Here is a 23,814-nt window from a genome sequence, read left to right as displayed (position 1 = left end):
AAGATATCACTCATTATGAAAAATCTATTAAAAATTACCATAGCATTTCTAATGCTTTTAAGCCTGGATACTTATGCCCAGGAATCCATCATCAGCAGCATTAAATACGCTGATCTGGAAAAATATATTGCTTTGGCAAAACAAAACTATCCAAGAAGAAAAGCTTTTGACCAAGGTGTTCAAAAGGCTAAAGCTGAATTGCCGATTACTAAATTGTCCTATCTTGATATTTTCAATGGCTCTTATTTTTACAGACCTGAAAAAAAATCTGTACTGGATCCCATCAACCCATATAACGTAAATGGATTTCAATTCGGAATCAATGTGAACCTTGGTACCTTCCTTCAGAAACCATTCACTGCAAAAAAAGCGAAAGCAGAATTGAAAATTGCTGAGGCTCAGGCAGAGGAATATGATCTGGCTTTGGTAGTTGAAGTTAAAAAGAGATATTATGCGTATATTCAATCGATTAATCAATTGAAAATTTATACAGAAAGTGTTCAGGACAATAAAAATACTGCTGATAATCTGAAATACAGATTTGCAAAAGGTGAAACAACAATGGACAATTATAACCAGTCCAGAATAAACTTTACCAATGCGCAAACCTCACAGATTCAAGCTGAAGTAGCGCTGTTGACTGCTAAAGATGCGTTAGAGGAAATGATTGGAATGAAGCTTGCTGACGTTAAATAATATTTGCTGATAGAACTCAATAATGGACATTAAAGCTTTCTTAAAAATTTTATACAGATACAAATGGGTGCTGATTGCAGTACCCGTTGTTGCAGCGGTAATCACTTTTTTTCTCGTAAAGAATCTCCCGAAGCAATATAGTTCAGAAGCACAGATTGCCACCGGACTGATCGATCAGTCGAAACAGGTCGCTACTACAGGGACGCAAAGTGCCGATTTCTTTAAAACCAGCCAGCAGTTCTCCAATATCATTGAAAGAATAAAAATGAGAAAGGTGATGAGCATCCTTTCTTACAACCTGATTCTTCATGATCTGGAAAAGCCTAAAGAATCTTTTAAGCCTTACAGCAAAAAACTGGATTCCCTTAACAGTGATGGTGTGAAAGAAGTAATCACACTTTACAGACAGAAATTACTGAATAAAGAGGTGATTGCTGTTGATGATAATAAGGGCAAATACAGACTTTATGATATCATCGGGTCTATGGGATACCATAAAGAAGATATTGAAAAAAAACTAAGTATTTACAGACCTGATAATAGTGATTTTATCAACGTGGATTACGTATCAGAAAATCCAAACCTTTCTTCATTTGTGGTGAATGTACTTACTACTGAATTTATCAATAACTATGGACAGGATGTAAGCACTAACCAGACTAATTCAATTCAACTTCTGGATTCTTTACTGAAAAAGAAAGAATCTGCGATGGACCAGAAAAATGCTGCGTTAAAGGCATTTAAGATGAAAAATGGGGTGCTGAACCTGGATAAACAATCAGAGATTGTCTATACCCAGATTTCCCAGAACGAAGAGCGTAAAGCACAGGCTTTACGTGATATCCAATCGAATCAAAGGGCTATTGCAGATATTGAATCTAAGTTAAAAGGTAGGGGTGATGCTTTTTCAGGCGGGAATTCCGGAGTAGATAATAAAGCGGTATTAAACCTGAAAGGTCAGTTAAAAGTAGCGAATGATGCTTATATTGACGGTGGGTTCAGAATGGTGGATAAGTTGAAAATGGATTCTTTGAGCAGGCTGATTGACCGTTTGAGCAACAGAATGTCGGATGATAATGTAACCAATCCTCAGGCTTCAAAACAAGCCTTGATTCAACAAAAGCTGGCATTGGAAACCGTAGTTAGTCAGGCGAAAGGAAGTATCCAGTCTATTGACAGGGAACTTGCTGTCCTGAAAGGTAAATACAATACCATGGTTCCTTTTGATGCAGGAATTCAGAATTATGAACGCGATGCCGAACTGGCCACGAAAGATTATATGACTTCACTGGACACCTATAATCAGACCAGAACAGAGCAAAATGTAGCCTTGAAACTTCAGATTGCCCAGGTCGGATTACCAGGATTGCCGCTTCCTTCGAAAGGGATATTGTATGTGGCCCTGGCCGGAATTTCAAGTTTCTTCATTTGTATTACTGCACTGCTGGTTTTATTCCTGCTGGACCATACCATCCATACTTCAAAACAACTGGCTTCGGCAACCGGAGCTCCGGTATTGGGGAACCTCAATTTATTAACCGAAAGTGACCATACCGTCCGGAACATCTGGAACGATAAAAGCAACAATGTAAATTTCAATATGTATAAGGATCTGTTGCGTTCCCTGCGTTTTGAAATCAGTACAGTTATGGGACAGGACGAAAGTAAAATACTGGGCATTACCAGTCTTACCGAAGGGGAGGGGAAAAGCTTTATTGCTTCCAGCCTTGCTTATGCCTTTGCCATGATTGGTAAGAAAGTGTTGCTGATCGGTGGTGATGTTCAGGTGGCAAAGAGCAATTCAAAAGAACTGGCCACAAGTCAGAATTTTGAAACCTTTTTGATCAAAAGAGAGATTCAGGTTGAAGACCTCATTACGGTACTGAATAAAAACACGAACAACAGCTCATTGTTGGAACTTCAGAACCTTAAAAGCCTGAAAGCAGGTTTTGATGTGCTTCGTAAGGAGTTTGATATCATTATCATTGATGTGAACAGCTTGAAGGAGTTGAATATTGCTAAAGAATGGTTGCTTTTTGCAGAGAAAAAGATCGCTGTTTTTGAAGCGGGCCAGGTGATTAACGATGAAGATAAAGAGCTTATTGAGTACATCAAAGGCCAATCTGATTTTGTGGGATGGGTCTTGAATAAGACAAGGCCGAATAAGATAAAAAAAGGAGAGGCGGCTTAATCACCGCATTTTTACAGGAATCCATAAGATCCAATCGGTGGTATTTAATACCTGCTGATTGGATAAATTTTTACGCTTAAATCGCATGAAGCAGTTTTTTTTATCATCTCCTATAGTTAAGCATAAAGTTATCGTCCTGCTGGTGGGGATTCTGATTGCGGTATTGGTGAGTCTGCTGACTATAAAATTCGAAGCCATCGGACCACTGGTATTAGTTGCCGTTTGTCTGGCGATCGTTTTTACCATATTTGTTTTTAAAAATCCCCGTAACGGCCTGATCACCCTTATTTTTTACTGTTTTATGATGTTTTTCCTCGGACGCGAACTCCCTGGAATTCCTTATGGAATAGGCATAGAAGTGATTCTGATCCTGACTTTATTTGCTGCTCTTTTTTTTTATGCGAAAAAGGATTGGGCAAATTGTCAGAATGACTTATTCAAGCTTTTTCTCCTTTGGTTTCTGATTAGTTTTTTTGAGGTAATCAACCCTGCAGGGGCAAGTATAAATGGTTGGTTCCATGAGATCAGAAGTGTGGCGCTATATCCTTTACTGATCGTGATTATTGGCCTGGTGATCTTTAGAACAGAAAAAGACCTGAATGTATTTTTGCTGATCATCATCGGACTGGCCCTGGTCAGCGCGCTGAATGGAATTAAACAGCTTCATATTGGTTTATCTCCCGGAGATCAGAAGTTTCTGGATGATGGTGGTGCGATTACGCACATCGTGTCGGGTAAGCTGAGGATATTCTCCTTTTATGATGCCGCTCAGTTTGGAGCTTCCCAGGCGCAGTTTGTAATTATTGCCATCACTTTGGCATTCGGTCCTTTTAAGCCCTGGAAAAAGATCGTATTCTTAATTTTAACCCTTATTTTCTTCTATGGAATGATCATTTCGGGAACAAGGGGAGCCTTGTTTGTATTGGTGGTTGGAATGTTTATGGCGATATTTTTAAGCAAGAATTTTAAAGTACTGATCATTGGAGGAACGATTGCAATGGTGTTCCTGGCGGGATTGAAATACACGAACATTGGTAATAATTACTACGAAGTTTACCGCTTAAGAACGGCACTGGACCCAAAAGATCCTTCGCTGAACCTCCGGTTTATGAATCAAAAGATACTGGCAGAATACCTGCAGTCGAAACCCTTTGGAGGAGGCCTTGGCGTAATTGGGGTATGGGGTAAGGAATACAATAAAGATAAATTTCTTTCTACAGTTGAGCCGGATAGTTATTGGGTGAAGGTTTGGGTAATGTATGGCATTGTAGGGTTTGTCATCTGGTTTTGTATGATGATGTACCTGTTTGGAAAATGCGCGGGAATCATCTGGAAAACAAAGGATGATAAACTGAGGGTGAAACTGATTGCACTGATGTCGGGGGCGGCAGGGGTATTCTTCTGTAGTTATGGAAATGAGATCATTAATAACATGCCTTCTTCTATTGTCGTGTGTTTATCCCTGGTATTTATTTATCTTTCCCCAAAAATGGATGCCGCCATTACTGCAAAGAAAATGAAAGAAATAACCGTTTAGTATAATTTTAAAATTGTAATCATGCCTTTTGAAATATTTATTATACCAGGATTGCTTTGTTTGATTTATGGCTTTTTCAGAGGACAAAAATATTGGTCCTGGATGAATGATCAGAATGATGAAAAGATTAAATAACGATAACCTGATATTATTGAAATGGAATTTATAGCTTCTTTACTTCAGGCATTGCTTGGGTATAATCTGGTGCTTCCGGTTGTACTCTACCTCTGTTATCTTTTGTTTGGAAAAAAAACTAAACCAGTTGCGATGAGCGGTAAACCTTATGATTATGCGATCATTGTTACTGCTTATGAACAAACCACACTTTTACCTGCTGTGATTGCTTCCCTGCTAAAATTGAATTATGACCATTATTTAATTTATGTGGTGCTGGACAACTGCGGACCCGAAGACATCGGTATTGACCATCCGAATGTGATCCAACTCCGCCCTGAGCAGGTGCTGGCAAGTAATACGCGTTCTCATTTTTACGCGATTGATCATTTTAAAAGAAATCATGAAATTTTAACGATCATTGATAGTGACAACCTGGTAGATCCGGAATACATTCATGAACTGAATGTTTATTTTGATCAGGGATTTGATGCTGTTCAGGGAACCCGCGCTGCGAAAAATCTGAATTCTACCTTTGCCTGTCTGGATGCCGCAAGAGATATTTATTATCACTTTTACGATGCAAAGCTGTTATTTGCATTGGGCTCATCGGCCACGCTTTCAGGATCCGGAATGGCCTTTAGAACTTCTTTGTATAAAGATGCCCTAAGTGGCCTTGATGTTCAGGGTGCAGGTTTTGACAAAGTATTGCAGGCACAGATTCTGAAAATGAATAAACGGATTGCTTTTGCCGGGGATGCAGTGGTGTATGATGAAAAAACCAGCAATTCTGATCAGTTGGTGAAACAACGTTCCAGATGGATAAATACCTGGTTTAAATATTTTATACTCGGTTTTGATATTCTGTTTAAAGGAATAAAGAATGCGAGTATCAACCAGTTTCTATTCGGGATCATATTGTTGAGACCGCCGTTGTTTATTTTTCTTATTCTTTCTTTTCTGTGTATGGTAGGGACTGCATTTATTGCCCCTTTTATGGCATTGAGCTGGCTGATTGCTTTCCTGTTATTTATACTTGGCTTTCTTATTGCCCTAATGTCGTATCCAACAGATAAAAGGATATACCAGTCGCTGATCAATATTCCAAAGTTTATATTTTATCAGGTGATTTCTCTGGTTTATGCAAAGAAAGCAAACCAAAGGTCGGTAGCAACCAGACATGAGGTAAATAACTAATTTAAGTAAGGTGAATACAGAAACTATAAGGGGAAGAGACATTGTAATCGTAGGCCAGCAGCCCTGGGACGTTGAAATCGGAAGCAATTGCAAGAATATCGCAATTGAACTGAGTAAATACAATCGGGTTTTGTATGTGAATCAGGCCCTGGACCGCATTACTTTAATGAAGAATGCCAAAGATCCTAAGGTCATGAAACGACGCAATGTGATCAAAGGTAAGGAAGATGGTTTAATCCCCGTTTCTACCAATTTGTGGAATCTTTTTCCTGATGTTCTGGTCGAATCAATAAACTGGATCTCTCAGGAAGGGATATTTGATTACTTAAATAAGAGAAATAATAAATTGCTTGCTGGATCCATACTTAAGGCGATGCAGGTACTGGATTTCAAAACAGTGATCTTGTTTAATGATAATGATATGTTCAGGAGTTTTTATCTTCCGGAGCTGCTTGCTGTTGAACAAAGCGTTTACTATTCCAGGGATTATATGCTGGCGGTGGATTACTGGAAAAAACACGGAACAAGAATTGAACCTTTGCTGATTGCTAAAAGTGATGTATGTGTTGCAAATTCTACTTACTTAACAGATTATTGTAAACAATACAATGCGAACTCTCATTATATAGGGCAGGGTTGTGATCTGGAACTCTTTTCAGGTTTAAGTGATCAGGACGTTGTCCCTGAAATTATGGAATTGCCAGGAATAAAGGTGGGATATGTAGGTGCATTGCAGCATATCCGATTGGATATAGACCTTCTTTCTTATCTGGCGCAGCACAACCCCGACTGGAGTATTGTCCTGGTCGGTCCTGAGGATGAAGTTTTCAGGAGCAGTGCGTTACATGGGCTTTCTAATGTGTATTTTTTGGGAAGTCAGAAGCCTGAACACCTTCCGAAATATATCAATTCATTTGATGTTTGTATCAACCCGCAATTGATCAATGAAGTGACCATTGGAAATTATCCCAGAAAAATCGATGAATATTTAGCGACAGGGAAGCCGGTTGTGGCAACACTGACACAGGCAGTGAACATTTTTAAAGACTGCGTATATTTGTCTGAGCATAAGGAAGAATTTGTAACACTGATAAAAAAGGCAATTGCCGAAAATTCTAAAGAAAGAGCAGCATACCGGCAATCGGTTGCCAGTTCCCATACCTGGGAAAATAGCGTGAATGAACTGTATAAAGCCATTAATAATGTTATTTAAACACTAGTATGTCTATATCAGAAAAAATAAAGGCAAATCCATTCTTAAAAAAAATAGCACATTGGATGCTGATTCCTTCCAACGACTTCAAGCCGAGGTGGTGGGTGAGGACATTCATTAATCCTTTTAAGCACAAAAAAGGGAAGGGGGCAATGATCCGGTGGAGAACCAGGATGGACGTATTTCCATTTAATCATTTCGAACTTGGTGCACATAGCATTATTGAGGATTTCTCTACGATAAATAACGGAGTAGGAGCAGTCAGGATTGGTGAGCGCTCGATTATTGGAATAGGCTGTACGGTAATTGGTCCGGTAGAAATCGGAAACCAGGTGATGCTGGCTCAAAATATTGTAATTTCGGGCTTGAATCATGGTTATGAATCAATTGAGCTGTCTCCGGCCGAACAAAAGGTGATCACAAAAAAAATCACCATTGCTGATGAAGTCTGGATTGGGGCCAATTGTGTCATTACAGCTGGGGTAACCATTGGAAAACATGCTGTAGTTGGTGCGGGAAGTGTCGTGACCAAAGATATTCCTGAATATTCAGTTGCCGTAGGAAACCCGGCAAGGGTGGTGAAAAAATATAATAACCTGAGTAAAATCTGGGAGAAAATTTAAATTATTAGGGGGCTAATATGAACAAATACAAATGAAAAGGCGGCAGGCTATAGCCAACATTTTCTTTATCGGGGGGACTGCCTTTGCAGCTATTATTGGATATGAATGGTATGATCTGAAAAAAAAACCGGATTTAAGGGTATTGCCATCTTATAAAGCATTGATAGCAGAACTCGCTGAAACAATTATACCTGAAACGGATACTCCGGGTGCAAAATCAGCTAAGGTAGAAGACTTTATTGTCCTTTTTATTTCGGATTGTGAAGATAGCAAGGAGCAGAACAGCTTTCTTAAAGGGTTGACTGAGGTTGAAGCTTTCGCTTATAAAAAATATCGGCTTCCCTTCGAAAAATGCGGGTCACAGGAAAAAGTGGCGATCTTGCAGCACTTCGAGAGTAAAAGCTCAAACTGGCACCCGTTCATCAATAAGGTGAGGGTTAAAGTATTCGGAAGAACCTTTTTTAACCAGTTGAAAGAGCTTACCGTAATTGGGTATTGCACTTCTGAGATTGGTTGTAAAAAGGGGCTTGCCTATGACTATATGCCAATAACTTATGAACCTTGTATACCATTACTGAAACATCAAAAATCCTGGGCAACTAAATAACAGATCATGAACTTAACAGCAAAAGAAAGCGAAGGACAAAAATTTGATGCTATTGTAATCGGATCAGGAATTAGTGGGGGATGGGCAGCAATGGAGCTCTGCAAGAAAGGGTTGAAAACGTTATTGTTAGATCGCGGGCGAAATGTAGAACACATCAAAGATTATCCAACAGCAACGTATAATCCATGGGATTTTAAATATCGGATCAATAACTCGCTCAGGGAACAACAGGAGAATCCCTTGAGAAGTTTCCTTGCAGATGAAGCAGACCGTCACTTTTTTGTCAATGATAAAGAACATCCATATATTCAGGAACAACCCTTTCACTGGTCAAGAGGGTATCAGGTGGGCGGACGTTCACTGACCTGGGGCAGGCAATGCTACCGGTTGAGTGATCTTGATTTTGAATCCAACAAAAAGGAAGGCATCGCCATAGACTGGCCGATCCGTTATAAAGATCTTGAAAAATGGTACGATTATGTGGAATCGTATATTGGCGTAAGTGGACAGGCGGAAAACCTGCCTCAATTGCCCGATGGTAAATACATCAGCCCGATGGAGCTGAATTGCATTGAAAAACACTTAAAAGGTACGATCAAGAAAGACGATCAGGTGCTGACTATTGCCAGGATTGCAAACCTGACCAGGGGATGGGATAACCGTGGCCCTTGTATGAACAGGAATCTTTGCCTCAGGGGATGTCCCTTTGGTGGTTATTTCAGCAGCAACAGTTCCACTATCCCTGCAGCCATGGCCACAGGTAACTTAACCCTCAGGCCGTTTTCAATTGTAAAAGAAATCATGTATGATGAACAATCGCAAAAGGCCAGCGGAGTCCGGGTGATTGATACGGTTACTCATGAAGTCATGGAGTTTTATGCAAAGCTCATTTTCTTAAATGCCTCTACCATTGCCACTGCAGCTATTCTGCTGAACTCTGTTTCTAACCGCTTTCCAAAAGGACTCGGAAACGATAGCGAACAGGTAGGACATAACCTGATGGATCATCATTCTTCAGCTGGTGCATATGGGGTGCACGATGGATTTCAGGATACCTATTATAAAGGAAGGCGGCCTTGTGGTTTTCTTATTCCAAGATACCGTAACTTAACGCAGAATGAGAAAACTGGTTTTAAGAGGGGCTATGCAGTTCATGGGCATGGCGAGCGTATGGAATGGAGAGACCGGTCCAGGGTTTTACCTGGCTTTGGCGCTGATTTTAAACAGCAGCTCACTACACCTGGTCCCTGGACGATATGGATGGCCGGATGGGGGGAATGCCTGCCTTATTATGAAAATGCGATCAGCCTGAACCGGGAGCAAAGAGATTCCTGGGGATTACCTCTGGTGAGTATCAATTTCTCCTTTAAGGAGAATGAAAAGAAAATGATGGAAGACATTCAGAATAGCTGTGCAGAGATGTTGGAGAAAGCCGGATTCAGAGATGTCGAGCCATTTAATTACCATCAACCCGGAGGGCAAACTGTACACGAAATGGGGACGGTAAGGATGGGACATGATCCAAAAACCTCTGTATTGAATGGACATAACCAAATGCATGCTGTTAAGAATGTGTTTATTACCGATGGGAGTTGTATGACCTCTTCGGCTTGTCAGAATCCTTCTCTTACGTATATGGCACTCACTGCCAGAGCATGTGAGTATGCAGTTAATGAATTAAAAATGGGAAATATATAACTTGTTGTATGAATATTTTTAAAAATCCAGAATGGTTAGATCAGTTCCAGTACTCGTTTAAAAGCTACGGGGAGATTGATCCTTTGCTTTTTGATCAGATCAATACTGATCTGGATCGGGTACAAAGTAAAGAGCCCCTGGTTAGTGTGGTGGTCATTGCCTGGAATGAAGAGGAAAATATCCTGCGCTGTGTGGCTACTTTATCTAAAATGCGGACAAACATTCCGTTTGAAATTATTGTGGTTAACAATAATTCTACAGATAAAACCCAGGCGATCCTGGACCGTTTACATATAAAATCTTTTATTGAACTGAAACAGGGAGCAGGGCCTGCCAGACAAAAAGGGCAGGAGAATGCACTTGGAAAGTATATCCTGACGGCAGATGCAGATTGTTTTTATCCTGATTGCTGGATTGATGAGATGACTACAGTCCTGCAGCAAAAAGATGTGGTTTGTATATACGGACGGTATGCATTTATCAGTGAACCCGGCTTTCCACGATGGAAACTCTTTATGATGGAAAAGATGAAGGATATCGCAGCAGCGATGAGACATGCAAAACAACCCTATTTCAATACTTTTGGAATCAGTATGGGCTATGTCAAATCCTATGGTCTGAAAATCGGTTTTATCACCATTAACAGACGGGGCGAGGACGGGCAATTGTGCATGGACCTGATGCAATACGGAAAAATCCGACAGGTAAAGGCAGACAAGGCGAGGGTATGGACAGGAGTTCGTACTTTACAGCAGGATGGAAGCTTTATGACGGTAATTTTCAAAAGGATCTCTGAAGAGATCAGACGCTTTAAGTACAACTTCATTTCCCGAAAAAAAACAAATTGAGCCCAGGCTTCACATTTACCTATACATGAAATCAAAACTACTAGCCTTACTTAATATTGTTAAAAGTAAATATTTCTTATCTCTGCTGAGCAACGGAACCAATGCCATTATTGGTATGGTGACCATCTCTGTATTATTGAGGATGCTTTCCATCCATGATATGGGGGTCTGGGGCTTCTTTTTGACTATATTATTGCTGGTCGACACCTTAAGGTCTGGTTTTCTGGCAACTACAGTAGTGAAGTTTTACTCAGGCTCTACTGATGAGCGTAAAATTGAGGTGGTCGGTTCTACCTGGTTCATTGCAGGTTGTATTACCCTGGTCTTTATTCTGGTGAATATTCCGGCATATTTTGCTTCTTTATATGTTGAAAACCAGAGTGTCACTTTGTTTCTGAAATTCTTTGGTCTCAACTACGTATTGTCGCTTCCATTTTTTGTGGCCAATTGTGTGTTGCAGGCCAAACAAAGGTATGACCGCCTGTTGATCCTGAATTTCAGTAATCAGGGGTCTTTCCTTTTCTTTATTCTCATCCTGATCTTCATTGGAAGGATTGAGATCACTACGGTAATATTTGTCTACCTGCTTTCTAATCTTTTATCCAGTTCCCTTGCTTTGATTATGGGTTGGTCGGAGTTTAGAAAGTTCAAACACAGATCGCCTAAGGTGACAAGAGAAATGTTCGATTTTGGGAAATTCACGGTCGGAACAAGTATCAGCTCTACTTTATTGAGCACTACAGATAGCTTTATCATTAACTTTTTTCTGGGCCCGGCCGCGCTTGCGATTTATAATGCCGGAACAAAGCTTACTCAGATCATAGAAATTCCGATGCGGAGTTTTGTGTATACTGCGATGCCTGCTTTATCTGAAAATTACAATAGCGGAAAAAAATCGGAGGTGATTGTGGTCATGAAAAAATACATAGGTATTTTTACCATTGCGATGTTACCCGTCATTATTCTGACCTTTATCTTTGCAGAGTATGCAATTTTGTTGTTGGGTGGGGGCAAATATGTACAGACTGAGGCGCCAAATATACTTCGCATCTATATGATGCTGGCTGCGCTCTATCCTGCAGAAAGATTTTTTGCGTTAACGCTGGATGTGATTCACCTTCCAAAAATCAACTTCATTAAAGTATTTATCATGTTTATCGTAGTGGCGGTTACCGATCTGATTGCGATTTATTATACACACAGTATTTATGGAGTTGTTGGTGCTTCCATTTTCAGCTTGCTGACCGGTTTGCTGATTGGCTATTTTGCATTGAATGCTTATTATGAGAAATTCCCGTTCTGGAATATCTATCAGTATGGTTACAGGGAAATCAAGGAATTAATCCGGACCAATAAAGCAAAGTTCCTGGGCTGATTTAATCCCTTGATTTCCTGATATGATCTATTCGACAGCGCCAATAGAAGGTGTACTGCTGTTACGTTTGGTATCGTAGTAATCATCAGTTAACCAGCTGAGGCTCTTTCCTTTGGATTTCAATGCCGAATTTCCGTTTAATTTAAAGTCTGATTCGTTCATAATTCCTGCTTCCTGAAGGGAGCTGAAGTAAAGGTTATTGGACTCTGTTACCGCCTGATTTGCCTGAATGTTGTTGATATAGCTTTGTTGTCCGGCTGGTTTATCAAATCCCTGAGGATGAGCAAAGTTAATTCCTACATTATTGTATACCTGCATAGTACCACCAAACAGATCATAAATGTCAATTACAGTACCAATCCAATCCTGACTGGTATTCATCTTTCCAACTGTGTTATTGTAACAGATGGCATTGGAATAAGTAGTTTTACCAGACCACATGTGTCTTGCATAGCCCTGATATTCAAAGGCTGAGTATTTACGGGAATTGTAAATGATGTTGTCATAGGCAGTTGAGGTTGTTGCTGTTCCTCTGGAATAGATCCATGCCCTTACAAAATTGCCCTGATGATTGGTGCATTTGTTATGGTGAACATGACCATTGCCCGCTACGAAAACAATTCCGTTATGAATTTGAGAATCACTATTGATGTTATTAAAGGTATTGTGATGGATGTTATAATCCTGTACGTTTCCAACTTTAATACAATCGCCCGGAGAACTGTTCTTGAAAACACAATAGGCAATTTCCAATCCCTTTACAAAACCTTTGTCAATACCAGTATCTTTATTGATCTCTCCACCGAAATATACAGTGCCTGCATTGTCAAATTCACAATCAAGGATCTTTATGTTGTCAGATCTGCTTTCTTCAGAACTGGTATATGTTTTTCCGGAAATGCTGTTTTCTATGGAAATACAATAATCAGGATTATTGGTAAACCTCATTCTGCTGATTTCTACACCCGCCCAATAGTCGTTTATGCGGATGCATCTGTAAGGAACGCTTAACAATTGAAAGCCATATTTATCTTTTGATCCATTACCTGAAATCGTCAGGTTTTTTACATTTGTCAGGCTGATTTCTTCTTTCACATAGACCACGCCATCTGCCGTGTTTTTGATGGTCATTCTTTTGCCCTCAGGAATTTTGAGGTTTTTGAGATTTATACTGGAGTAAGAGCCGCTTTTTATTTTAATCAGGATATTTCCCATAGAAGACCACTTGGTTCCTTCGATGGTCAGGTTACCGGAACCAGTACCGAGTTCAATAACGGTATCGGGCTTTACTTCGGGGTTTGGTGGGGTAACAACAGGAGGATCAGGAACTTCAACTACCGGGGGAGTTTCGACTCCTATAACGCTTTTTTTGCAGGAACAGAAGGTAATGAAGAGAGCGGTTAAAGATAAGAGCGCGATTATTTTTAATCTCATAAAGTTGTCTTAATTAAATTTTTAATATCAAAGCAATATCGAAATCCCTATATTTCTAATACTGAAAATGATGTCATCCTTTTGGTAGTTAAGCGTTTATCCAGCTGGAATTCGATGCAATTATAGTCAAAATATTACTTACAAACTGCGTTTTGCAAAATTTTTGTGAAAAAAAACGGCATAATTGGGGTATTTTGTGAAAAAAAATCCCCAGTTTTTGGTTTAAACCGGAAGGTTGAGGGGGCTGGAGCAGGTTTGTAGATTCTGGTATTTCTTTAAAAAAAAACTCCTTTATCCGGTAGTATCTGTTGATACCGGATAAAGGAGTTGCAGGTTTATGAGTAGCCCCAGGCTTAAATCACGGGGTCTCTTAAGCTTTTTTCTTTGTTGCTGAAAAACGTTTTGACAATATTGATGATGGCTCCCATAGAGGATTTTGCTTCAGATTTGAAGGAATTTTGGTGTAATAATTTATTGCAGGTAGCTACATCCCATGGTTTTGTAAAGAAATCCCTGTAATAGCTGCTTTCAGGATTAACCAGTACTTCAATTTCAGAGGACCATTCATAAACCATATTGGTTAAGTTATTATGGGTGCGTTGCATGATTTTATAACCGACTGATTGTTTTGGGAGGTATTCCAGAAATACATTTCCGAAATCCTGCCAGGCCACAAATCCGATAGTCTCTTTATCATACATGATGATTTTTCCGTCTATTTCCTGAATCAGCCATTTGTGAGATTCTTTTGGCATTAAATATTCACCAATAATAGAAGGCGTTTCGATATAACCTCTTGAGGCCACCCTTGTTTGTTCTTTCAGAAAGGCAATAGGATCATCTACATGTTCCAGCACATGGCAGCAAATGATATAATCAAAAGATTGATCTTCGAAAGGAAGAGACTCCCCCTCAGCAAGTACGAATTTTTGATGTGGGTAAACTTTGATATTCCCGCTTCTGTGGTAATTGGAATCTACATATTTGTCTACAACTACATTCGCTCTCGGATGGGGATAGTTGCCACCCCCAATTTCTAAAACATGGTAGGCTTTTTTTATGGAGAGGTGGTTCCGGGTTTTAGGATTGCTAAACTTCATATAGCTAACTTGGTTGTTTCGGTTTTAACATGATTTCTGTCTGTGTTTACTGCGTATTTGTGTGGTGGTAATTGAAAGACCTCTGTCAAAAAGTATTCCACAGTTGGGCATTAGCTCCATCCCAGGCAGTCGCTGTCTATTTTATCAAGTATTTCCCCATCTTTAAGCATATCGAATTTTCTGGCAAACATCATCTCCGACTGTTTAAGGCTTTCAAAATCAGCAATACGGAGTAATTTGGGGTTAACCTTTCCCTCAGACCAATCAATATAGCGCAAATTATTATTCAGTACCTGATCTTTAAAAGGGGAATTCATCAGGAGAGAGCTGAAGACAAATTCGTCGGTTCCCCAGGAGTATTTTAACGACCGGGTCAGCCTTTCTGATTGCTGAAGCTGTTCAACCACGTATCTGGCTGCTGCTGTGGTTACGGTCCACCAGGTCGCCTTATTGCCTCCATAGAATTGCCCTTTGATGGGAAACTTTCTTAGGGGTAATACGGCATTCATGATCTTTTGAAGGGTATATTTCCATTTAAAGTTCAGATCGGTGAGGTGATATTTTTCATATCTGTGCAGCGCCTCTTTTAGCCAGGCAGAATCAGCTGCGGTTTCATAGGAAATAAAGCTGGTGCCTGCATTTTTTTTAAGGTAATCATGAAATTCACCGGGAGGGACCAGGGGGTAATCCTGTCCGCTGAGGAGGTTGATATAGTCATGGTTCTGATTTAGAGAAAGCACTTCTTTCAATGCGCTGATGATTCCGATGAACAGGCTGTTGCCGCCCCAGTTACAGTTGATCCTGTTTTTGATAAAAGTCACGTTTGGTATGTCCAGGAGCGATTTAAAAGCAGCAATGTCAACTTTAAGGTCTATATGTAAGTAAAAATCTGCCTCAGGATGTTGTAATCTGTTGATTAATCTACTGAGCTGATTTGGGTTGGTATGGGCTATGATGATATGGGCAATGCGCATAATTGAATTTAAAATGTAATCCCCGTTGGGCGGTGTTAGCTAGTAAATAGTTTTACTAATAAACGTATAATTCAATGATATCATATTGTTTTTTTTGTTCAGGATCAGATGAGACCTTAGGGGGGCTGGGATAATGTTGAAATTTACCCGTTTTGGGGTTTTGTTTTCTTAATTAGCCCGGCTACACCTGAAAATTTTCAGGTGTCTTTGTGAAATTACTTGCTTATCTTGTTTTGGCATGATATTGTACTCTTATCGTAATTATGAAAAACCTCTTTACGCTTCCTCTTTATTTTCTAATCGTGACTTCGGCCCTTATAATGGGTTGTCATTCTGATAAGGTTAATCATCAAACAGAGATTGGTGAAATTGTAAACGACAGTATTCATGAAGATGGAAGTCATCCTCCTGTTTCATCAAAGGCAGATACCTCATCAATAGCAGAGACGCTTCCGGTAGCAGCTAAATCTGGTGCTAAGATGGCAGACCTTACCGGGATTAATGCTTTTGAATGGGATTTATTACAAAATCCCAAAGATCCTGCGGATGGAAGCCGGATTTATGAGCCTAAAATGGCTTTGGCGAAATCATTTGGAGGAGTAAGGCATTATATTGATTGGGAAAGGCTGGAACATAAACCAGGTCAGTATACCTTTAACCCGACAAATGGTGGTGGCTGGTATTTCGATGTTATGTATGAGCGTTTTAAAAAAGAAGGAATACCTGTGTTGAGCTGTTTTCAAAATGCTCCGCCCTGGTTATCGGCCACATATCCGGCAAAGGAAAGAACTTTTTCAAACATTCCGGCACCATATGGATCAGATACTGAAAAACCAACATCATACCTGGCCCAGGCCAAGTTAGGCTTTCAGTTTGCCGCCAGATATGGAGCGAATAAAAATATAGACTCGGGCCTTGTTAAGGTATATAAAGAACCAAGATGGTCAACAGACCTTGTGAATACCGTTAAAATCGGACTTAATTATGTCAGGTATGTAGAATGTGGAAATGAACCGGATAAATGGTGGCTTGGGAAAAACTCTCAGCAGAATGGCCGGCAATATGCCGCAAACCTGTCTGCATTCTACGATGGGCATAAAGGAACAATGGGAAAAAATGTTGGGGTAAAGACGGCTGATCCTTCGATGAAGGTAGTGATGGGTGGGATAGCCCGTCCTGATATCAAATTTGTAAGGGAAATGATTGAATGGTGCAAGGAGAACAGAGGGTACCGACCAGATGGAAGCGTCAATTTGTGTTTTGATGTGATCAACTTCCACATGTATTCCAATGATTATACAGGTTGGTTTGCTAAATTTAAAAGTAAAAAACGTGGTGTTGCTCCTGAAACCAATGATATGGGAGAGATTGCTGATGGATTTGTGAAACTCGCCAGGGAATTGGGGCATGGAATGGAAGTATGGACCACAGAAACAGGTTATGACCTTCATCCTAAAAGTGTACAGAAAGTCATTGCTATAGGATCGAAATCATTGGAATTGACTCAGGCAGACTGGATTTTACGTACTTCTTTAATGTATGCAAGACATGGCCTGGACAGGGTGTTTTTCTATCAGATGTTTGATGATAAGGATGCCAAATTAAATGCAGGTGAAACATTTGGTGCCTCCGGACTGGTTACATTGGCTAAACGCAGGTCAGCAGCAGATTATCTTTTACAGGTTCGGAAGTTAATGGGTGAGTATCGTTACAGCCGCACTATAAATGAAGATCCGGTAGTGGATGTCTATCAGATGGGCAAAAAATCAATGTATATTTTGGTTGTGCCTGATGAAAAAGACAGAAAAGAAGCTTATGAACTGAATATGAATGGAGCTAAAACAGCAACCATATATTACCTGAAACCAGGCTCAGACCAAATGGAAGTGCGCCAGAAAAAGACACAGAACGGAAAGCTGAAAATATTGGTTTCAGAGACTCCTGTATTTGTCCAGGGAAGTTAAGGTCTGTGTAGCGGATATTTACTGGTTTTTCAATTCCCAGAATGAGCCTTCGTATTTAAATGGCCTAAGCTGCAGGTAGTATTTTTTGTCTTCAGAGAGGAAATTGAAGAGCTGGCTGTAATTTTCTTCCAGCTGATTTTCCAGTTTCTTCCGGTTAAAAAAGGTGCAGGGATAGGAGGCCTCAATTCCGTAAAATACCGGTGGGACATGTTGTATGGTGACGCGGTCTGTGTCTTTGTCATTGTATCCTACTAAATCCAGCATCAGATAAGGAATCCCGACAGATTGTAATTTTTTCAATAACTCGTAAGGCTTGTCTATGTATTGTAAGACGCTTGAAATTAATAACATATCCGGTTCCGGGTGATCTGCCATACAGGCTTCGATATCGGGGTAGAAACGGACATGTTCGTTTTCAAAAGATGCTTTTCCTGCAGCCACATAATTTGGTTGTTCTATGATACACCAGTTTAATTCTGTCAGATGTGATAAGTAGGAAATGTTCTGATAATAGGAAGTGCCAAGTGAGCCGCCAAAATCAATCAAGGTGAGTTTGTTGTTGTTTCTTGCAGAAACCAGTAAAAGCGCATTCAGTAAATTGAAATTGAGTTCAACCTGATCGTAAAGAATGCCATCACGTTCATAGGCCGCTTCTTTATTTTTTACCTTTTTAGTGGTTTCTGCAATCCTCGAAAGGATATGTTCCTGGTCGTAACCTTTGCAGTGTTTTTTAGCTTCTTCGTACGTCCCATAATTTCCTTTCCAGCCATATTTAAAGCTATACCATCTAAGGCTATGAAATATCGGGGGAACAAGTTCTTTAATTAAATAATGCATAGGCAGCCGGGTTTACTTAAATTGATTTAACACATCGATTACCTGCATGATCTCTTCTGTGGTATGGGCATAGGAGCATGGAAGACTTAGTGTGGTCTGGTGAATTTCTGTAGAGACCGGGTAAGATAAGTGGTTCATTGCCGCTAAAGCCTTTTGTTCATGAGGAGGTACAGGGTAATGAATTTCGGTGGTGATCTGATGTGAAGATAAGTATTCTTTGAGCCTGTTGCGCTCCGGATGTCTGATGTTGAAGATATGATAAACAGGATCAAAATCTGCTAAGACCAGTGGTTTGATGTACTGCCCGTCCAAATGTTCCAGGTATAAGGAGGCCAGTTTTTTCTTATGTGAATTGATCTCATCCAAGTGGGGCAGTTTGATCCTTAAAAAAGCAGCCTGAAGTTCATCCAGCCTGGAATTATAACCCACCACATCATTGTGGTATTTTTTCTTCGAGCCGTAATTTCTGAATTGTCTGATCTGAACATCATCTGCTTCTGCCCGACAGATCACGGCTCCGGCATCCCCAAGTGCACCCAGGTTTTTTGTAGGATAGAAACTAAAAGCACCAAAATCTCCGAAAGTTCCTGCAAGCTTTCCTTTATAGGTTGCCCCATGCGCCTGGGCGCAATCTTCTATCAATTTTAGCTGATGATCTTTCACAATGGAAAGGATCGGGTCCATTTCGCAGCATTGTCCATATAAATGAACCACCATGATGGCTACGGTCCGGGAGGTGATTGCAGCCGGAATCAATTCAGGGTCAATGTTATAGGTCCGGATGTCTGGCTCAACAAATACAGGGGTAAGGTCGCAATGTAAAATCGCCAGAATGGTTGCGATATAAGTATTGGAGGGAACGATTACTTCATCACCTTTTTTGAAATTACAGCACTTTAAAGAAAGAATAAGTGCATCAAGACCGTTTGCAACACCGGCAACATGTTTTTCCTGGTGATACGCTGCAAACTCCTTTTCAAATGAGGAAACCTCTTCTCCCAGAATGTACCAGCCCTTAGCCAGGAAGTCTTCAAATTTTTTCGTAAATAAGGTTTCAAAAGGCTGATTAAGCCTTTTTAAGTTTTCATATGGAATTGGCATAAGGCTCATAAATGTAATCTTTGGGATCAAAAGCAGTGGAGGCCAAAACGAGTAAAATGGCATCCTGAGAAAAATCATGCATGACATGCCAGTCTTCCGGCTCTAAAATCAAACATTTATCCGGTGTGTCTAACTCAAAGATTTCGGTCTTTTTGCTATCGTTATTTGTAATTTTGCAGGATCCTTGTATGCAGATCGCTGCCTGATGGGTATTGTGATGCCTGTGTCCACCACGGTCTGAATCATCAACGGCATAGATATAGAATAACCGTTTGATTTCAAAATCAACCACTCTGTCTAATACGGTAAGAATTCCCCGGGTATCTTTAAAGGTCTTTAGATTAATGATATGGGCCATGTAATTGTGCTATATAAAATTAGAAGTTTGGTATCGATCAGGTTCATTAATTTTGCGCTTTTCAGCATTTCCAGTTTTCTTGCAAACAACATCCCGGATTTTTCTATCGGTTCGAAGTCATGCTCATCCAATACTTTAGGATTTGGTCCTCCGCCTGACCAATCTATATACCGGTAATTGTCATTTACAATCCGATCCTTGAGAGGAGAATTCATCAATATGGTTTGGAAGACAAACTCATCGCTTCCCCAGCAGAGAGAAAAGAAATTGGATAGTTTTTTATCTCCCTCTACTTTATTGACTACATACATTGCCGCTTCAGGGCTCAACATCCAAAACATTGATTTTCCATACGGGTGCATATGATAGGGGAGCTTTCTTTTAGGCAGGATATAATTGAGTGCATTTTCTATTGTATTCTTGCCTTTAAAGTTGTGATTGGAAAGGAAATACCGCTCCATTCTGATCAGTCCTTCTTTCCAGTCGTTCTTGTAGTCACGAAAACTCATGAATTCCTTACCCATATTCTCGCTGAAAAAGCCGGCCATCGCATTTGCAGATTGTAGCGGATAATCCTGACCGCTTAACAGATTGATAAAGTCATATTTAATTCCCGTCGCAACTATTTCTTTGATCGACTCAAATGTTGCTTTAACAGTGTCAAATCCCGCCCATTTTACATCAACTCTATTATTAATAAAATAAACATTGGGTAATGACTTTAGAAATAAATGTGGATTGATATCAAATTTCTTATCCACATGAATGTAAAAATCAAAATCCTCATGGACCATGTTTTTAATCATTCTCTCTGTTTGTTTTGGATTTGTATAAGTTAAAATAAGGTGGGCAATGCGCATGTACGTCGAAATATTTGAATATTTTTCACTGGAAAAACAGAAATGATTTACTGATGGTACAATGTATTAAAAATTCTATAATTGTGCCCTGTTTCCTGCCTATTTTTAACTATAATTAGGGGATTATTTCCTTAGAATGACACTTTCACCTTCTTTAAATAAATGATCGTTTTTCAAGCAGCCTTGTTGATAGAATTTCTTGCATATAAGATACTTAAGAGGGCAAATAGCGAAGAAAATCTTGAAAATTATCAAGACATAATGGTTACTTTTACAGCCCATGAAACTTTGTTCAATTATTACCGTAAATTTTAACCAGCCAGCAGTAACGCTGGACTTTCTGAAGTCCGTAAGAGAAAACACCAAAGATCAGAATGTTGAGGTTATTTTGGTAGACAATGGGAGCAGGGAAGATCATGAAGAAAGTTACAGGTTAGCCTACCCTGAGCTGGTTTATATTCGTTCAGAAAAAAATCTCGGTTTTGCCGGGGGCAATAACCTGGGGATACAAGTAGCTAAGGGGGAGCATTTGTTACTGTTGAACAATGACACAGAAATTTCTGGTAATCTGATTGAAACTTTATCTGCTGAACTGGATGCTAACCCCGATATTGGTTTGCTTTCCCCATTGATTCTGTATTTTGAGCAGCCTGAAATCATTCAGTATGCCGGTTTTACAGAGATGAATTACCTGACCTGCCGGAACGAAGGTATCGGAGCGATGGAACAGAACAAAGGACAGTACGATCTGGATAGCAGGGAGACCGGGTTTTGTCATGGGGCAGCAATGATCTGCAGGAGGAAAGATCTGGAAGAAGCAGGCCTGATGGCAGAAGAGTTTTTCCTCTATTATGAAGAACTGGATTGGTGTGAAAAGTTCAGGAAGGCCGGTAAAAAGATCTGGTTTACGGGTAAAACCAAAATCTATCATAAAGAGTCAATGAGTGTAGGGAAAGAGAGTAACATCAAAACCTATTTTATGACCCGGAACAGAATGCTTTTTATCAGGCGTAATACCGGAAGCGGGAATATATTTTTGTTCAGCATTTACTTTATCTTCATTGCCTGTAGCAAACAGGTGCTGATGTATCTGATTAAGGGACGTTACGATTTGATTAAATGGGTATTCAAGGGGATCATCTGGAACCTCAGCAATGCTAAAAACAGTAAAAAATTAGGATTTAAAATTTAAAGATCATATATGATTGTATTTTTCTGGCTTTGCCTTTTCGTTATCATTTATACATTCATCGGGTATGGTTTTTTACTCTTTATCCTTGTTCGTTTAAAACGAATCTTCAGGAAAGCATACGTACTGCCTCTTGAGGGAGAATTACCTTCGGTTACCATTCTCGTTGCAGCCTATAATGAAGAGGATATCATTTCCGAAAAAATAGAGAACACATTTGGTCTCGACTATCCAAAAGAAAAGATTCAGCTGATCGTGATTACCGATGGTTCTACAGACCGCACTGCGGAAAAAGCCGGACAGTATCCGGATTTGCTGTTGCTCCATGAAGATATACGTGCAGGTAAAATGGCAGCGATAAAGCGGGCAATTCCATTTATTGAAGGAGAAATTATTGTATTTACAGATGCGAATACTTTTTTAAATAAAGTGGCGGTCAGAGAGCTGGTGAAGCACTATAGAAACGAAAAGGTGGGCGCAGTGGCCGGCGAAAAAAGAATCCTTGTGGAGGAGGCCGCGGATGCGAGTTCAGCTGGTGAGGGTTTTTATTGGAAATATGAATCCCTGTTAAAAAAATGGGATTATGAGCTGTATTCAAATGTGGGTGCTGCCGGAGAATTGTTTAGCATCAGAACCCGGTTATACCAGCCGGTAGAATCTGATACGATCATTGACGACCATATGATTGCCATGAGAATTGCAGAAAAAGGTTTTTTAATTGCTTACGAGCCTAATGCCTATGCAATGGAAACTGCATCTGCAAATACTGCAGAGGAGTTAAAAAGAAAGATAAGAATTGCTGCAGGGGGAATTCAATCCATATTCCGGTTAAAAAAGGCGGCGAACCCATTTTGTTTTCCCGTGCTGACCTTTCAGTATATCAGTCATCGGGTCTTGCGTTGGACAATTACACCTTTCCTCCTGATTTTAGTATTTTTTTTAAATGGAAGAATAGCCTACCAGGATGGGCCTGTTGTTTATAAAGTTCTATTTGCTGCACAACTTGTTTTTTACATACTTAGTCTTGCAGGCTGGTTTTTTGAAAGTAGAAATGTAAGGATCAAGGCGTTCTTTATCCCGTACTATTTTTGTGTAATGAACTATGCCGTTATTGCAGGCATAGTCCGTTATTTCAGGAAAAGCCAGAGTGCTGCCTGGGAGAAATCAAAAAGAAAATAGGACCAGCAGGTTTTAGGAATGGTCATAGCTGAGGTAAACAGGTTCCGGTTGATCAGCGGCTAAGGCCAGACTAAACACGTAATCATCTGCCATTTTAAAACTGTTCACCTGGAAAGATAATGCCCCTCGTTCTACCAGTTGATGAAGAGAAGGTACCAGATCCAGTTTATCGGTCAGGCCTTCTCCCGATGCTTTAAGCAGTGCTTCTTTCCTCGTCCAGAGGGTAAAGAAATTTAAAAGATAGTCTTCATTTTTAATGTAACCGATCTCTTTCTGACTAAAGCTGGAATCCAATACAGATTCAAAATTAAAGTCCCTGTTGATGCGTTCCAGGTCTATTCCTACAGGGGCCGGGCCGATTGCGATCAGGATGTGGTTGCCACTGTGGCTCACATTAAAGGATATTCCCTCAATCGCTGGTTTTTTATTTGCGGTAGTATGGTACCTCAATGCGGAAGGAGGTAGGGTTAAAAATTCAGAAAGCAGGGTTCTAAGAAAGAATTTAGAGGAAATGTAGCGTTCGCGGTCTTCCTTATGGAAGAAACGGAGGGATCGCTTCAGTTCTTCCTCCGAAAGTACCTGAGTATAAATTTCCTTTATAGCCTGATAATTCCGGTTGATCTGAATATTGAATACATAGGTTTTCAGGGGCTCTATGGTTAGCTCTTTAGAAAAAGCTAACCAGGAATGTTGTTCATGAATTAAGGATTGCGTCATTT

General features: G+C 40.0%; 21 protein-coding genes. 13 read left to right on the top strand and 8 right to left on the bottom strand.

Annotated elements, in window-relative coordinates; genetic code table 11:
• The first annotated feature begins 15 nt into the window (after positions 1-15).
• The 10 genes from BUC20_RS06850 to BUC20_RS06805 all read left to right on the top strand — a co-directional run bounded on the left by BUC20_RS06850 (position 16) and on the right by BUC20_RS06805 (position 12,099).
• Positions 16-696 carry a TolC family protein gene (locus tag BUC20_RS06850; protein ID WP_073229026.1) on the top strand — a complete coding sequence of 227 codons (681 nt, stop codon included), beginning with the start codon at positions 16-18 and terminating at the stop codon, positions 694-696.
• A gap of 22 nt (positions 697-718) precedes the next feature.
• Positions 719-2,887 carry a GumC family protein gene (locus tag BUC20_RS06845; protein WP_073229024.1) on the top strand — a complete coding sequence of 723 codons (2,169 nt, stop codon included), beginning with the start codon at positions 719-721 and terminating at the stop codon, positions 2,885-2,887.
• A gap of 85 nt (positions 2,888-2,972) precedes the next feature.
• Positions 2,973-4,424: an O-antigen ligase family protein gene (locus BUC20_RS06840; protein ID WP_073229021.1), complete on the top strand. Its 1,452-nt coding sequence runs from the start codon at positions 2,973-2,975 to the stop codon at positions 4,422-4,424.
• 156 nt (positions 4,425-4,580) lie between these two features.
• The gene (locus BUC20_RS06835; RefSeq protein WP_073229020.1) at positions 4,581-5,735 is read left to right on the top strand and encodes a glycosyltransferase; all 1,155 of its coding nucleotides are present in this window, start codon (positions 4,581-4,583) and stop codon (positions 5,733-5,735) included.
• Between the two features lie 10 nt (positions 5,736-5,745).
• Positions 5,746-6,948, top strand: a complete 1,203-nt coding sequence (locus BUC20_RS06830; protein WP_073229017.1) for a glycosyltransferase — start codon at positions 5,746-5,748, stop codon at positions 6,946-6,948.
• A gap of 8 nt (positions 6,949-6,956) precedes the next feature.
• Positions 6,957-7,571, top strand: a complete 615-nt coding sequence (locus BUC20_RS06825) for an acyltransferase (RefSeq protein WP_073229015.1) — start codon at positions 6,957-6,959, stop codon at positions 7,569-7,571.
• Positions 7,572-7,602: 31 nt separating this feature from the next.
• Positions 7,603-8,178: a gluconate 2-dehydrogenase subunit 3 family protein gene (locus BUC20_RS06820; RefSeq protein ID WP_073229012.1), complete on the top strand. Its 576-nt coding sequence runs from the start codon at positions 7,603-7,605 to the stop codon at positions 8,176-8,178.
• Between the two features lie 6 nt (positions 8,179-8,184).
• On the top strand, positions 8,185-9,876 hold the full coding sequence (locus BUC20_RS06815; RefSeq protein WP_073229009.1) for a GMC oxidoreductase: 1,692 nt from the start codon (positions 8,185-8,187) through the stop codon (positions 9,874-9,876).
• Between the two features lie 8 nt (positions 9,877-9,884).
• Positions 9,885-10,724: a glycosyltransferase family 2 protein gene (locus BUC20_RS06810; protein WP_073229007.1), complete on the top strand. Its 840-nt coding sequence runs from the start codon at positions 9,885-9,887 to the stop codon at positions 10,722-10,724.
• Positions 10,725-10,749: 25 nt separating this feature from the next.
• Complete coding sequence (locus tag BUC20_RS06805) at positions 10,750-12,099, top strand: lipopolysaccharide biosynthesis protein (RefSeq protein ID WP_073229005.1); 1,350 nt, start codon at positions 10,750-10,752, stop codon at positions 12,097-12,099.
• A 27-nt stretch (positions 12,100-12,126) separates the two neighbouring features.
• Here the strand turns inward: BUC20_RS06805 and BUC20_RS06800 are convergent, their stop codons facing one another.
• From BUC20_RS06800 to BUC20_RS06790, 3 genes are all read right to left on the bottom strand, one after another.
• On the bottom strand, positions 12,127-13,533 hold the full coding sequence (locus BUC20_RS06800; protein WP_073229002.1) for a hypothetical protein: 1,407 nt from the start codon (positions 13,531-13,533) through the stop codon (positions 12,127-12,129).
• Positions 13,534-13,886: 353 nt separating this feature from the next.
• Positions 13,887-14,633 (bottom strand): class I SAM-dependent methyltransferase, encoded by a 747-nt coding sequence (locus BUC20_RS06795; RefSeq protein WP_073228999.1) that lies wholly within the window; start codon positions 14,631-14,633, stop codon positions 13,887-13,889.
• Positions 14,634-14,743: 110 nt separating this feature from the next.
• On the bottom strand, positions 14,744-15,607 hold the full coding sequence (locus BUC20_RS06790; RefSeq protein ID WP_073228996.1) for a beta-1,6-N-acetylglucosaminyltransferase: 864 nt from the start codon (positions 15,605-15,607) through the stop codon (positions 14,744-14,746).
• A gap of 263 nt (positions 15,608-15,870) precedes the next feature.
• Between BUC20_RS06790 and BUC20_RS06785 the strand changes: the two genes are divergently transcribed.
• The gene (locus tag BUC20_RS06785; protein ID WP_143166725.1) at positions 15,871-17,571 is read left to right on the top strand and encodes a hypothetical protein; all 1,701 of its coding nucleotides are present in this window, start codon (positions 15,871-15,873) and stop codon (positions 17,569-17,571) included.
• Between the two features lie 18 nt (positions 17,572-17,589).
• Here BUC20_RS06785 and BUC20_RS06780 read toward each other — a convergent pair whose 3' ends face one another.
• From BUC20_RS06780 to BUC20_RS06765, 4 genes are read right to left on the bottom strand one after another with little or no spacing between them, the layout of a single operon-like run.
• Positions 17,590-18,408 carry a methyltransferase, TIGR04325 family gene (locus BUC20_RS06780; RefSeq protein WP_073228991.1) on the bottom strand — a complete coding sequence of 273 codons (819 nt, stop codon included), beginning with the start codon at positions 18,406-18,408 and terminating at the stop codon, positions 17,590-17,592.
• Between the two features lie 12 nt (positions 18,409-18,420).
• On the bottom strand, positions 18,421-19,518 hold the full coding sequence (locus BUC20_RS06775) for a DegT/DnrJ/EryC1/StrS family aminotransferase (protein WP_073228988.1): 1,098 nt from the start codon (positions 19,516-19,518) through the stop codon (positions 18,421-18,423).
• The gene (locus tag BUC20_RS06770; protein ID WP_073228985.1) at positions 19,493-19,867 is read right to left on the bottom strand and encodes a sugar 3,4-ketoisomerase; all 375 of its coding nucleotides are present in this window, start codon (positions 19,865-19,867) and stop codon (positions 19,493-19,495) included. Before BUC20_RS06770 ends, BUC20_RS06775 begins: the two co-directional genes overlap by 26 nt.
• Complete coding sequence (locus BUC20_RS06765) at positions 19,846-20,727, bottom strand: beta-1,6-N-acetylglucosaminyltransferase (RefSeq protein WP_073228982.1); 882 nt, start codon at positions 20,725-20,727, stop codon at positions 19,846-19,848. Before BUC20_RS06765 ends, BUC20_RS06770 begins: the two co-directional genes overlap by 22 nt.
• Before the next feature lie 280 nt (positions 20,728-21,007).
• Here BUC20_RS06765 and BUC20_RS06760 point away from each other — a divergent pair, with 280 nt between their 5' ends.
• Both BUC20_RS06760 and BUC20_RS06755 read left to right on the top strand, forming a co-directional pair.
• Complete coding sequence (locus BUC20_RS06760) at positions 21,008-21,919, top strand: glycosyltransferase family 2 protein (RefSeq protein WP_073228979.1); 912 nt, start codon at positions 21,008-21,010, stop codon at positions 21,917-21,919.
• A 9-nt stretch (positions 21,920-21,928) separates the two neighbouring features.
• Positions 21,929-23,095, top strand: a complete 1,167-nt coding sequence (locus tag BUC20_RS06755; protein ID WP_073228976.1) for a glycosyltransferase family 2 protein — start codon at positions 21,929-21,931, stop codon at positions 23,093-23,095.
• A 12-nt stretch (positions 23,096-23,107) separates the two neighbouring features.
• Here the strand turns inward: BUC20_RS06755 and BUC20_RS06750 are convergent, their stop codons facing one another.
• Positions 23,108-23,812 carry a 4'-phosphopantetheinyl transferase family protein gene (locus BUC20_RS06750; RefSeq protein ID WP_143166724.1) on the bottom strand — a complete coding sequence of 235 codons (705 nt, stop codon included), beginning with the start codon at positions 23,810-23,812 and terminating at the stop codon, positions 23,108-23,110.
• Positions 23,813-23,814 lie beyond the last annotated feature (2 nt).

Origin of the sequence: Pedobacter caeni (assembly GCF_900129215.1) — a bacterium.
GTDB classification, from domain to species: domain Bacteria; phylum Bacteroidota; class Bacteroidia; order Sphingobacteriales; family Sphingobacteriaceae; genus Pedobacter; species Pedobacter caeni.
Note: the sequence above shows the minus strand (reverse complement) of the source record. Positions and strands in the feature narration are given on the sequence as shown.

Excerpts from the sequence above, each read along its gene's own strand:
- BUC20_RS06820 (WP_073229012.1), top strand. The coding sequence starts at position 7,603 with ATGAAAAGGCGGCAGGCTATAGCCAACATTTTCTTTATCGGGGGGACT.
- BUC20_RS06770 (WP_073228985.1), bottom strand. The coding sequence starts at position 19,867 with ATGGCCCATATCATTAATCTAAAGACCTTTAAAGATACCCGGGGAATT.
- BUC20_RS06755 (WP_073228976.1), top strand. The coding sequence starts at position 21,929 with ATGATTGTATTTTTCTGGCTTTGCCTTTTCGTTATCATTTATACATTC.
- BUC20_RS06825 (WP_073229015.1), top strand. The coding sequence starts at position 6,957 with ATGTCTATATCAGAAAAAATAAAGGCAAATCCATTCTTAAAAAAAATA.
- BUC20_RS06835 (WP_073229020.1), top strand. The coding sequence starts at position 4,581 with ATGGAATTTATAGCTTCTTTACTTCAGGCATTGCTTGGGTATAATCTG.
- BUC20_RS06815 (WP_073229009.1), top strand. The coding sequence starts at position 8,185 with ATGAACTTAACAGCAAAAGAAAGCGAAGGACAAAAATTTGATGCTATT.
- BUC20_RS06845 (WP_073229024.1), top strand. The coding sequence starts at position 719 with ATGGACATTAAAGCTTTCTTAAAAATTTTATACAGATACAAATGGGTG.
- BUC20_RS06795 (WP_073228999.1), bottom strand. The coding sequence starts at position 14,633 with ATGAAGTTTAGCAATCCTAAAACCCGGAACCACCTCTCCATAAAAAAA.
- BUC20_RS06800 (WP_073229002.1), bottom strand. The coding sequence starts at position 13,533 with ATGAGATTAAAAATAATCGCGCTCTTATCTTTAACCGCTCTCTTCATT.
- BUC20_RS06850 (WP_073229026.1), top strand. The coding sequence starts at position 16 with ATGAAAAATCTATTAAAAATTACCATAGCATTTCTAATGCTTTTAAGC.
- BUC20_RS06760 (WP_073228979.1), top strand. The coding sequence starts at position 21,008 with ATGAAACTTTGTTCAATTATTACCGTAAATTTTAACCAGCCAGCAGTA.
- BUC20_RS06805 (WP_073229005.1), top strand. The coding sequence starts at position 10,750 with ATGAAATCAAAACTACTAGCCTTACTTAATATTGTTAAAAGTAAATAT.
- BUC20_RS06765 (WP_073228982.1), bottom strand. The coding sequence starts at position 20,727 with ATGCGCATTGCCCACCTTATTTTAACTTATACAAATCCAAAACAAACA.
- BUC20_RS06775 (WP_073228988.1), bottom strand. The coding sequence starts at position 19,518 with ATGAGCCTTATGCCAATTCCATATGAAAACTTAAAAAGGCTTAATCAG.
- BUC20_RS06780 (WP_073228991.1), bottom strand. The coding sequence starts at position 18,408 with ATGCATTATTTAATTAAAGAACTTGTTCCCCCGATATTTCATAGCCTT.
- BUC20_RS06790 (WP_073228996.1), bottom strand. The coding sequence starts at position 15,607 with ATGCGCATTGCCCATATCATCATAGCCCATACCAACCCAAATCAGCTC.
- BUC20_RS06840 (WP_073229021.1), top strand. The coding sequence starts at position 2,973 with ATGAAGCAGTTTTTTTTATCATCTCCTATAGTTAAGCATAAAGTTATC.
- BUC20_RS06785 (WP_143166725.1), top strand. The coding sequence starts at position 15,871 with ATGAAAAACCTCTTTACGCTTCCTCTTTATTTTCTAATCGTGACTTCG.
- BUC20_RS06810 (WP_073229007.1), top strand. The coding sequence starts at position 9,885 with ATGAATATTTTTAAAAATCCAGAATGGTTAGATCAGTTCCAGTACTCG.
- BUC20_RS06750 (WP_143166724.1), bottom strand. The coding sequence starts at position 23,812 with ATGACGCAATCCTTAATTCATGAACAACATTCCTGGTTAGCTTTTTCT.